Raw genomic sequence first — 9,354 nt, forward strand, 5'->3', positions numbered from 1 at the left:
CATTAATTTGCATCGTCAATTTTATTTCAGCGATGCATTTATTTCCTTAGCCATTTGATGGTGTTTTTCCAAAACCGGAAGTGTAGCTGCAGCAAAATCTTTAATCTCACCTCTTAAGCTGCTTGCAGATCTGAACAGATCGAGGGTTTTGACATGATCATTTACCATCATATCCATGTAATGCTTGTCAAATTCTTTCCCACTTAACTTCTTCATCGCATCCATATGCGCTTTCACATCCGCCGGATAAGCCGAAGGCAACAAATGCTCCAGCTTCGCCGCAACCGCTTTCAGATCCGTATTGGCCTTGGTATGATCAGCAACCATTTGCGCAGCAAATTTCTTAACATCTGCATTGGAAGACTTTTCAAGTGCCAGTTTACCCAGATCTACCTCCATCATACCGCCCACAGCAGCCGTATCCATAAAAGCCGCTCCGTCGCCATCCACCTTGCTCATATGGGTCACATTCGTCGCATCTGAACTGTCGGCCCTGCGCAAAGAATCGCTGCCAACCGGGGCGCTGTCCAATTGGGCATTACCACTTCTGTCTGTATTCTGACAAGCTGCTAATCCGGCAAAAACCACCAGGATTGCAGAAAATTTTAAGAAACTTTTAGTTTTCATAGTGTTGAAGATTAGATAAATAATAGATAAAGGCATTAACCCCTGTGGGATCAAAAAAGTTTTAATCTCTTTCAAAAGAGCCACAAAGAAAATCAAAACAAACGCTAACCTCCAATGTTAAACAGATACAGTTACCTTACATTTCAGCTATAGTTCTCAGCGAAAATTATCCTTTTTAAAAAAGTTCAAACAAATTTTTAGACTGTTGGTTATTTCCCCGCAGTTGATTGTAATACAACATTGAATTCAAGAACATTAATCTAACGAAAAACTAAAAATTATGGCAACTACAACAAAAACAGGCGCAAAGACAGCCACAAAATCAAAAACAGGGAAAATGGAAAATTCAGAATTCCATGAATTCTTCGTGGACGAACTGAAAGACATCTACTGGGCAGAAAAACACCTTTCTAAAGCCCTCCCTAAAATGAAAAAAGCCGCAACCAGTCCGGAACTGGCAGCCGCATTTGAAAAACATACTGAAGAAACCAATAACCACATCGCGACCCTCGAGCAGGTATTCCAGCTGCTGGACGAGAAAGCCCAGGCAAAAAAATGCGATGCCATGGAAGGCCTGTTAAAAGAAGCCGAAAGCATCATTGAAGATACCGATGCGGATACCATGATCCGTGACGCCGGGCTTATTCTTGCCGCCCAAAAAGTAGAGCATTACGAAATCGCAACCTATGGCACACTGGTAGTTTTTGCCCAAAACATGGGACATACCGATGTGGCAGAGCTCCTGCAATTTACCCTGGACAACGAAAAAGCGACGGACGTTGCCCTTACCGAAATTGCAGTCAGCTCAATCAACGAGCAGGCGGCAGCTGAATAAAGAAGAATAAACCTCCTACCCCCTTAGCCACGCTAAGGGGGATATTCCCATCATCCCTACCAATATATTTTCCTTACTGTCAATAAAGCCATTGTTATACGTTTCTAAAATCTACAATTATGGAAAATCAAGATCACTTACCAGAAGAAGAAGTTATAAACCCTGAACAGTTCCAGGTCGGCCGAAACCCCATGGAACAAGAAGAAACTAACCAGGACGGCAGCGCCGATAATGAACAAGCTGGTTACACCCCCGGAGAAACAGAATTTGCAGACGGAGAAGGAACTCGTCTTGAACAGGAAAATGAAGAACTGGAAATCGACCAGGAAACTAACGATTTGGATGACCTGGATATCGATCCTGAGAACGACCCGGATTCAAGCTCCTCAAGCGAAGAAGAAGACGCAGATTTTGAAAACCCGGACGACGATCCGGCATAATAAAATCAAAACTGTTTACCTGCATGACTTCGGGTAAACAGTTCTTTCCACCATCATCAGCTTATACTGATCTATATCTTACTGGGAAAATGCAACAACAATACGCAGACTACCCGACTTCAGGATTTAACACGTTCCTAATCAACACAAAAGCTATGGATTCATTAACCACATACCTTCCTAGATCAGTTAAAGGAAAAAGAGTACTCATCACCGGTGGAACAACCGGCATCGGGCGCGCAACAGCAATCCTGCTCGCTTCACAAGGCGCCAGGATAATGACTTTTGGCCGTAACCAACAGCCCCTTGATGAAACAATGGAAGCCATCAGAAGGCTCGATCAAGAAACAGAATGCTTAGGTATGATTGCCGATATCGCTGATCAAAAAGACATTAGCAGGATATTTGAAATGGTAGACAGCCAGTTCAAAGGCCTGGATATATTGATCAATAACGCTGCATTATCCTATGAAAGCATCATGGAAGGAACATACATGGACTGGCAATACATCGTCAACACCAACTTGCTGGGTTATATGGCCTGCTGTAATGAAGCTGTAAAACGCATGAAAGAAAACACTTCCAGCCACATTGTCAACATTGGATCCATCAGTGCCGATGAACGTGGCAAAGACAGTTCTGTATACGTAGCTACCAAAGCCGGGATCCAGGGTTTCAACGAAGCGCTCAGAAAAGAAGTGAATGAACTAGGCATCAAGGTGAGCCTCATCGAACCCGGACTGGTCGGATCGGACATGATTGAAGAAGATTCAGATGAACAACGTAAAAAAATAGCAGCTATGGAAATGCTCAAGGCTGAAGACATTGCGATGAGTGTATTGTATTGCCTTTCTCAGCCGCAAAGATGTGACGTCATTACCTTACAGATCAGACCTCACCTGCAAATTATCTAACCATGAAACCAGGATCAAAAAAACACAGCTATTTTTACAGAAACGGACTTACCATCGTATTCCTGACTCTGTTTATCGCAACCCTGGCCGCACAGGCACTTACCGGCTGGAAAAAACACAATCAGGATCTGAAGGAAGACCATGCGGCAGAAATCGGTTTGACAACTTATTTACAAAGCGGGCATTTCATTTCCGCCACCTTCGAAAACTTTGAAAGCGAATTCCTGCAAATGGCCTTATACGTTTTACTGACCGTATCATTGCGCCAGATTGGTTCAGCAGAATCGAAAAGCCTGGACAAGCCCGAAGAGGTAGACCGTGAACCAAAGCCATCAAAAGATGCACCCTGGGCAGTACGAAAAGGCGGATGGATCTTAAAGCTATACAGCAATTCGCTTTCCATTTGTTTCGCGATCCTTTTCCTGGCGAGCTGGGCCACGCACCTTTATGGAAGCTGGCAGAATCACAACGTCGAACAACTGGCAAAGCACCTTCCAAAAGAAAGCGTAACCGCCTACCTGGGACAGGCAGAGTTCTGGTTTGAAACCTTCCAAAACTGGCAAAGCGAGTTTCTTTCAGTCGCTTCTATTGTTTTCCTGACCATCTATCTGAGACAAAAAGGATCTCCCGAATCCAAACCCGTGGATGCCCCGGATCTGGAAACCGGGAAGTAGCCACATCTATTAGTTAACAAGAAATCCATGAAAAAAGACATAGATGACGCAGATTTAAAACGATGCGGTAAATTACTGATCCAGCATCAACTGACCATCGCCTTCGCTGAAAGCGCGACCGCGGGCCGCATCAGCGCTGAATTCGCCATGGTACCTGATGCCGGTAAATTTCTAAAAGGCGGCATCGTCTGTTACGATGCGGATTTAAAATGCAGTTTGCTTAAAGTCCCTAAAAAACAGCTCAAAGAATTTACCCCTGAATCCGAAACTGTCACCCGCTCGATCACCCAAGGAATTCAAAAATTAATTCCAGCCGACATTCACATTGGCTGCACAGGACTCACTGCGCCGGGCGGAAGCGAAACCCCATGGAAACCCGTAGGAACTATGTTCCTTCATGGAATCCAAGGGCAACAGCAAATTCTTGACGAAAGAATCGTCTTCCAGGGAAATCCAGACGAGATTATATCACAAACGATCACCTTTCTGGCCAGGCAGCTGCATCAATACCTAAAGGCAAAAAATAAGTAATTAAGCCTCAATTTTATATTCAACGGTTATTTGGACAACATCTTTTATTTTACCGCATCCGGATCAAACGCCCGGGAACACACCAAAGCCCAGAGACCCCAGGATTTCATTGATCGAAAAATGGGCGCCGCAAACAAACTCATCAGCAGCACCATAATAAATGGTTAGCCGGTCACCTTCCACTACATGACCATTAGTGAACACCACAAATCCGAAAAACCCGCTGAGTTCATATTTCTCTGTAGGTACCATGATTGGTTCAATACTTCTGGCCAGTACAATGGAAGGATCGTGCAGATCCAGCAACAGTGCGCCAAGGCAATACCGGTGTTCAGCATCGGCACCATGGTAAATTTCCAGCCAGCCATGTTCAGTTTTGATGGGTGCAGCACCGGCTCCGACCCTTGCACTGTCCCACATACCCGGCCTGGATTTGATGATACATTGATGATTGCCCCAGTGCAGGCCATCCGGAGATTCCGCCAGCCAGATGTAATTGCCCCCGATGTCCTTACTGCTGGGCCTGTGTAAAGCGTAAAACTTTCCGTTGATCTTTTCCTCGAAAAGAGCCACATCCTTATTGTGCGGAGGTAAAATCATTCCTTTACGCTCAAAATGTTTCCAGTCTGTAGTGATCTGCATGCCTACTCCTACTCCGTTATCAGATACAGCGGTATAGGTGAGGTAATATTTTCCATCCAGAAGGACGACACGACAATCTTCAATACCAAATCTTTCCAGCTTACCCTGTCCGAAAATACCTGGGTAACCTGCTTCTTCCTGAAAGTGAACACCATCTTCACTGCTCAGCAACCTGAGGTGAGAAACGGTGGTCAGGTAATCCAGGCCCTGGTAATTGAACACCCGTGGATCAGATGCGATCAGATCAGGATCATTTAAGGGCACCTCGATGATTTCCAGTATGCCTTCATCATTCAGCAAGGGGATAAAGGCCCAACCTTCTACCTGTTTTACACTTTCTGCTACGCGAACCAGCAACCATGTTTTTCCTTCAAACCTGAATACCCCAGGATTCAGCAGGCAAATGATCTGCAACCCTGAGGCACTCGGACTGAGGTCTTTGGGTAGCAGCAGGGGATTTTCAGGAAAACGTTGGGCAAGATCTTTCATAATCAAAAACAGATAACAGTATATCCGGGTTAGACATTAACCACCGCCATGAGGAAAATGTTTCAAACTAACTTTCCTTTCTACATTTGAAAGACTGATTCCATCCCTGAAAGAGAGTTCCATGCCGATTACGCCAGTTTTTTAAAATCGTAGATCTACAGGAAAAGACACGCATCCACCACGAGTTGAATGCTTCAGTAAACGCAGGTACTGAGCAATCTGCTAAGCAACGCCATCAAATACTCACCCAGTGTCGGCTACATCTTCATCAAATGCGAATCATTGGGTATCGGATTATACCTGGCCTCAGAGATCCTTGCTCATCATGGCAGCCAGCTCCAGATCAGTAGCAAAGAAGGTGTTGGTTCAACCTTTTTCTTTGATCTTGATTTCCCTTAATAAAAAAAACGATAATACCTGATATAAAAATAGCAGGAATAAGACCTGCTATCAAATAGTAAAACCATAAATAACTATACCTATTTTATTAATCTTTAAATGAAAGCTTATCAATTAAAACACTGGTGGAATCTTCCGAGTAGTGTCCATCATTTTGCGTTTGACCGAGTCCTTTTTAGTACTGTCTTTCCAAGGATGTTTCATTTTAGGCATTTTTGACTTTACGGAATGTTTTTTTGAACTATCCTGACGTTTTTTTGTGGTATCCTGCGGAGGAACTTGCCAACCGAATGCTGACCAGCAAAACATAGCCAGCAATAATGTGATCATAATCTTTTTCATAACATTAGATTTTAAGTTTGTTACCAGTATAAAAACAACAAACAGACTTAATTGGTTTAGCGTTTATAAAAAAAATATAACATAATACACCTATTTTCAAGTAGTTAAAAAAACAAAACGTACTAAAACGAGACAAGAAAGCAACCGATGTATCTCGGATCATGTTATGGATTGATCACAGGAAACTCAGTGGTCTCTATCTAGTGCTTCCAGGCTTTTAAGATCTTCTGTGGTTACATCAGATGCTCCGGCATCTAAATCCGGGTTAGCATTTACCGGATCAAATCCGCCTGAACCAACATGATCTGCTTTAGGCATTTGCTTTATATTACCCTGCTCATCTCCCTGATTATATTCTTCCGGGTCAGGAGTAATCCCTTTATCAGGATCAAGTTCAAAAGAAGCAGCACTCGCTCTTTCAGCCTGATCAAAATCTTCCTTCTGATGAGGTTCCTGCCCTGACAGCAAAGAACCTGTGTTTTTCTTTTCCTCACTCATATCCGGTCTAACTATTTTTTACTTTTACTTTGCTTATTTTTCAGATAGGCTTCTATGTCCTTGCGGTCACTGGAACCAGTAGCTCGTTTAGCCCCGGTTATCGCCTGACTGCTTACGCCCAGCTTATCTGCCAGATACTTCACTTCGTAGGGTTGGGAAGAGTTCACTTGACTCCGTTCCACTTTTGCACCTTTTTTTGCCATCGTTTTTCTGTTTAAGGTTGAATACTATTGTTTAAACTTTAGTTCGCCAAATTGTACGCTCCATATCGGTAGAATGATACTTTTTTGAGCCTTCAATATGCGTTGATATAATTTTTTTAGTTTTTGCCCATGTGGCTTCTTCTGCTTAACCGGGCTAAGGGTTTTCTCTTTCATTATGCCAGCTCCTTTCTATTTATTTGTATTACAATTGCCATGCAAGATTGTTCTATAAAAATCGAAGCACTGCTGAAACAACAGCAGATTTGAATGCTGAAGTTTTCAACAAAGCATGGATTTAAGATTTAATTTGATTAACTTGATGAAAATCGAAAGCCCATGAAGATTACCCCTGACTCATTAAAAGCACACGATTACACCCGTAAGATACGTGCCCTTTCCCGTAAAGGCGCTGCCCTGAAAAAGAAATCACGGGAACTAAATGAAGCACTCAATGCAACGCTAAGAAAGTGCGCCGAACTATTCCAGCCAAAAAAGGATAAAGAACAATAAACGCTTTTATCTATAATTGCGCGGTAGCTTTACACTTGTGTCCCAATGGTATCAGCCCAACAGATGGCAAACGAGCAGGCGCTTAGGTTTTATAAATCTCCCTCTTTGTGACCTGCATCCATTAGGCTTTCGAGTTTAGTCAGTTTCTGTTTCCAAAAGTTATCATAATATTCCAGCCAGTCCCGGAGTTCAGTAAATCCCTGCTGGCTGAGCATACAAAAACGCTCCCTCCCACTATCTTCAATTGTCAAAAACCCGGCATGCTCCAAAATTTTGATATGCTTGGAAATCGCAGGTCTGCTGATCTCGAACTTTCCTGCTATGGCATTGATGCTCATACTACCTTCTGTCAACATATGCAGGATCTCCCGCCTGCTCCCATCTGCAATTACCTGAAAAGCGTCTAAATTAGGATGTTGCATATTCTTCCTCCATTCTTTTTGCCAGGCGTTTAGCAATTTTCAGCCAGCCTTTGCCCATCAGCAGGTACGGCAAATAATTCCTCAAACCTTTGAAACCAGCATGTAGCAAAGTTAGTTCAGTACCGCCATCCCTGGGCTCCAGCGTCCAGGTCACCATCGAATCCAGTTTGACATCTTCTCCAGCACCTCCCCGCCAGGAATACTTTAACATTTTCTCCGGCTCAAAATCAATGAGCTGGCAGTAAATCCTGCCATCGAAACTGAAACGGCGGATCGGCTTAGCCCCGAAAACAAATTTATGCCCAATCTCCAGTTTAAAATTTGTAGGCAACAACCATTGTGCGAGCAGTTCAGAATCGGTCAGGTATTGCCAAACAACCGCAGGCGGGTGATTAAAGAACCATTTGTGTCTGATGTGATTTTCCATAATGCGTAATTTTGAAGTTACACAAATGTAATAAGTAATTTTGAAGTTACATAATTTAAACGTATTAAAAAATTCAGAAATGTTCCAAATGATTAAACTTCCGTTTTTAATTATAATTTTTACTACATTGATTTTATCTTTTTAGCATACAATCATGATCAATCTCCCTGTTAATGCAAATCCGAACGATGCAGAATCGGCCAGTTTTAAACGAATTTTTGAGGAGAACCCCGCGCCAATGTACATCTTTGATTTACATACTCATGAATTTCTTGCAGTAAACGCAGCAGCTCTAGATCAATACGGATACCAAAAAGAAGAATTCCTATCCATGAGTGCCTTGCAAATCAGGTCAGCACAAGAGGTTGAGCGGTTCAAAAAAGCTATCCTGGAAGTAAGGGCTGCTTATTCCGACTATGGAGTGTGGAAACACATCCGTAAAAATGGCGAAGAGTTCTTCGTTCATATTTATGCACACTGCAATATTTTCCAGAACAGAGTGGCCAGGGTAGTCATGGCAATTGACATCGATCAAAAAGTTAAGGCAGAAAATGCGCTAAAAGAAAAAAACGAAGAGATTGCCGATATTCTGGAAAGCATCACCGATGGCTTTTATGCGATGAACGAAAACTGGGAAGTTACCTACATCAATAAAGAGGCAGAACGGATCCTGAACTGTAAAAGAACCGATCTGTTAGGAAAAAACCTCTGGGAATTTTTTCCCGGATCAAAAGAAGGACGGTTTTATCAGGAATACAAACGTGCGCTAGAGGAAAAAATAAGTGTACATTTTGAAGAATGCTATGCACCTCTTGGCGTTTGGGGATCGATGCATGTATATCCCAAAAAAGACGGCCTGGCCATTTATTTTGTTGACATTACTGAGCAAAAGAAAAATCAGATTGAGCAATCCAGGTACATGAGCATGATTGAAAAACAAAACGAACAACTAAAAAAGATATCATGGATACAATCGCACGAATTGAGGTCCCCGCTTTCCAACATACTGGGCCTTGTAGAGCTGGTCAATGAAAACTCATACAATGCAGATGTAATAGAAAAATTAAAAAAAGCGGCGAAAAGCCTGGATGATGTAGTACGGAACATAACAGAACATGCACAGAAAACCATAAATTAATCAAAGAAAATTAAATTTACAGACAGAAAAAAAAAGCACAATCGATTGAAAATAAACAAATTATAGTCTGATTTTATTCTATTTGCCACCTTGCTGTTCGCTGCTCAATACCTTGGTCGTAGCTTGTTCGTAAAAAGTACCCTTTTTATGGGCCAGGTGTGCGCAAGCTTCGAACAAAGTACGTCCAAGTACGAAAGTAGGGTCTGATTTGAGGTTTTTACCCACAATCACACCTTCCTGCTTACCTTTAATGATCATCTGGT

The 9,354-nt window shown here is 42.6% G+C and carries 15 protein-coding genes; 7 read left to right on the forward strand and 8 right to left on the reverse strand.

What is annotated here, in order from left to right:
* Window positions 1-21: 21 nt before the first annotated feature.
* Complete coding sequence (locus HDC92_RS00955; protein WP_183871701.1) at window positions 22-627, reverse strand: DUF4142 domain-containing protein; 606 nt, start codon at window positions 625-627, stop codon at window positions 22-24.
* Between the two features lie 280 nt (window positions 628-907).
* Between HDC92_RS00955 and HDC92_RS00960 the strand changes: the two genes are divergently transcribed.
* From HDC92_RS00960 to HDC92_RS00980, 5 genes are all read left to right on the forward strand, one after another.
* On the forward strand, window positions 908-1,462 hold the full coding sequence (locus HDC92_RS00960) for a ferritin-like domain-containing protein (protein WP_015807552.1): 555 nt from the start codon (window positions 908-910) through the stop codon (window positions 1,460-1,462).
* Between the two features lie 119 nt (window positions 1,463-1,581).
* The gene (locus HDC92_RS00965; protein ID WP_183871703.1) at window positions 1,582-1,902 is read left to right on the forward strand and encodes a hypothetical protein; all 321 of its coding nucleotides are present in this window, start codon (window positions 1,582-1,584) and stop codon (window positions 1,900-1,902) included.
* Between the two features lie 155 nt (window positions 1,903-2,057).
* Entirely contained in the window at window positions 2,058-2,816 is a 759-nt protein-coding gene (locus HDC92_RS00970) for an SDR family oxidoreductase (protein ID WP_036673930.1), read from the forward strand.
* 2 nt (window positions 2,817-2,818) lie between these two features.
* Entirely contained in the window at window positions 2,819-3,490 is a 672-nt protein-coding gene (locus HDC92_RS00975; protein ID WP_015807549.1) for a DUF6766 family protein, read from the forward strand.
* Between the two features lie 27 nt (window positions 3,491-3,517).
* Entirely contained in the window at window positions 3,518-4,021 is a 504-nt protein-coding gene (locus HDC92_RS00980) for a CinA family protein (RefSeq protein WP_183871705.1), read from the forward strand.
* A 63-nt stretch (window positions 4,022-4,084) separates the two neighbouring features.
* Here HDC92_RS00980 and HDC92_RS00985 read toward each other — a convergent pair whose 3' ends face one another.
* The 4 genes from HDC92_RS00985 to HDC92_RS01000 form a co-directional block, all read right to left on the reverse strand.
* Complete coding sequence (locus tag HDC92_RS00985; RefSeq protein WP_183871707.1) at window positions 4,085-5,152, reverse strand: glycoside hydrolase family 130 protein; 1,068 nt, start codon at window positions 5,150-5,152, stop codon at window positions 4,085-4,087.
* 513 nt (window positions 5,153-5,665) lie between these two features.
* Entirely contained in the window at window positions 5,666-5,893 is a 228-nt protein-coding gene (locus HDC92_RS00990; protein ID WP_183871709.1) for a hypothetical protein, read from the reverse strand.
* A 186-nt stretch (window positions 5,894-6,079) separates the two neighbouring features.
* Window positions 6,080-6,391 carry a hypothetical protein gene (locus HDC92_RS00995; RefSeq protein ID WP_183871711.1) on the reverse strand — a complete coding sequence of 104 codons (312 nt, stop codon included), beginning with the start codon at window positions 6,389-6,391 and terminating at the stop codon, window positions 6,080-6,082.
* A gap of 11 nt (window positions 6,392-6,402) precedes the next feature.
* Entirely contained in the window at window positions 6,403-6,594 is a 192-nt protein-coding gene (locus tag HDC92_RS01000; RefSeq protein WP_015807545.1) for a DUF3606 domain-containing protein, read from the reverse strand.
* Window positions 6,595-6,930: 336 nt separating this feature from the next.
* Here HDC92_RS01000 and HDC92_RS01005 point away from each other — a divergent pair, with 336 nt between their 5' ends.
* Window positions 6,931-7,104, forward strand: coding sequence for a hypothetical protein (locus HDC92_RS01005; protein ID WP_183871713.1), 174 nt, complete (start codon window positions 6,931-6,933; stop codon window positions 7,102-7,104).
* Between the two features lie 89 nt (window positions 7,105-7,193).
* Here the strand turns inward: HDC92_RS01005 and HDC92_RS01010 are convergent, their stop codons facing one another.
* Window positions 7,194-7,526: an ArsR/SmtB family transcription factor gene (locus HDC92_RS01010; RefSeq protein WP_015807543.1), complete on the reverse strand. Its 333-nt coding sequence runs from the start codon at window positions 7,524-7,526 to the stop codon at window positions 7,194-7,196.
* A complete protein-coding gene (locus HDC92_RS01015; RefSeq protein WP_183871715.1) occupies window positions 7,513-7,953 on the reverse strand; it encodes an SRPBCC family protein in 441 nt (146 codons plus the stop codon). The genes HDC92_RS01010 and HDC92_RS01015 overlap by 14 nt, the downstream gene beginning before the upstream one ends.
* A gap of 154 nt (window positions 7,954-8,107) precedes the next feature.
* On the opposite strand from HDC92_RS01015, the gene HDC92_RS01020 reads away from it, so the two are divergent.
* Window positions 8,108-9,091 (forward strand): PAS domain-containing protein, encoded by a 984-nt coding sequence (locus tag HDC92_RS01020; RefSeq protein WP_183871717.1) that lies wholly within the window; start codon window positions 8,108-8,110, stop codon window positions 9,089-9,091.
* A gap of 78 nt (window positions 9,092-9,169) precedes the next feature.
* On the opposite strand, the gene HDC92_RS01025 is transcribed toward HDC92_RS01020, so the two are convergent.
* On the reverse strand, window positions 9,170-9,349 hold the full coding sequence (locus HDC92_RS01025; RefSeq protein ID WP_183871719.1) for a hypothetical protein: 180 nt from the start codon (window positions 9,347-9,349) through the stop codon (window positions 9,170-9,172).
* Between the last annotated feature and the right edge of the window lie 5 nt (window positions 9,350-9,354).

Source organism: Pedobacter sp. AK017, assembly GCF_014200825.1.
In the GTDB taxonomy this organism is placed as follows: domain Bacteria; phylum Bacteroidota; class Bacteroidia; order Sphingobacteriales; family Sphingobacteriaceae; genus Pedobacter; species Pedobacter heparinus.

Excerpts from the sequence above, each read along its gene's own strand:
- HDC92_RS01020 (WP_183871717.1), top strand. The coding sequence starts at position 8,108 with ATGATCAATCTCCCTGTTAATGCAAATCCGAACGATGCAGAATCGGCC.
- HDC92_RS00995 (WP_183871711.1), bottom strand. The coding sequence starts at position 6,391 with ATGAGTGAGGAAAAGAAAAACACAGGTTCTTTGCTGTCAGGGCAGGAA.
- HDC92_RS01010 (WP_015807543.1), bottom strand. The coding sequence starts at position 7,526 with ATGCAACATCCTAATTTAGACGCTTTTCAGGTAATTGCAGATGGGAGC.
- HDC92_RS01005 (WP_183871713.1), top strand. The coding sequence starts at position 6,931 with ATGAAGATTACCCCTGACTCATTAAAAGCACACGATTACACCCGTAAG.
- HDC92_RS00975 (WP_015807549.1), top strand. The coding sequence starts at position 2,819 with ATGAAACCAGGATCAAAAAAACACAGCTATTTTTACAGAAACGGACTT.
- HDC92_RS01000 (WP_015807545.1), bottom strand. The coding sequence starts at position 6,594 with ATGGCAAAAAAAGGTGCAAAAGTGGAACGGAGTCAAGTGAACTCTTCC.
- HDC92_RS01025 (WP_183871719.1), bottom strand. The coding sequence starts at position 9,349 with ATGATCATTAAAGGTAAGCAGGAAGGTGTGATTGTGGGTAAAAACCTC.
- HDC92_RS00990 (WP_183871709.1), bottom strand. The coding sequence starts at position 5,893 with ATGAAAAAGATTATGATCACATTATTGCTGGCTATGTTTTGCTGGTCA.
- HDC92_RS00970 (WP_036673930.1), top strand. The coding sequence starts at position 2,058 with ATGGATTCATTAACCACATACCTTCCTAGATCAGTTAAAGGAAAAAGA.
- HDC92_RS00965 (WP_183871703.1), top strand. The coding sequence starts at position 1,582 with ATGGAAAATCAAGATCACTTACCAGAAGAAGAAGTTATAAACCCTGAA.
- HDC92_RS00955 (WP_183871701.1), bottom strand. The coding sequence starts at position 627 with ATGAAAACTAAAAGTTTCTTAAAATTTTCTGCAATCCTGGTGGTTTTT.
- HDC92_RS01015 (WP_183871715.1), bottom strand. The coding sequence starts at position 7,953 with ATGGAAAATCACATCAGACACAAATGGTTCTTTAATCACCCGCCTGCG.
- HDC92_RS00960 (WP_015807552.1), top strand. The coding sequence starts at position 908 with ATGGCAACTACAACAAAAACAGGCGCAAAGACAGCCACAAAATCAAAA.
- HDC92_RS00985 (WP_183871707.1), bottom strand. The coding sequence starts at position 5,152 with ATGAAAGATCTTGCCCAACGTTTTCCTGAAAATCCCCTGCTGCTACCC.
- HDC92_RS00980 (WP_183871705.1), top strand. The coding sequence starts at position 3,518 with ATGAAAAAAGACATAGATGACGCAGATTTAAAACGATGCGGTAAATTA.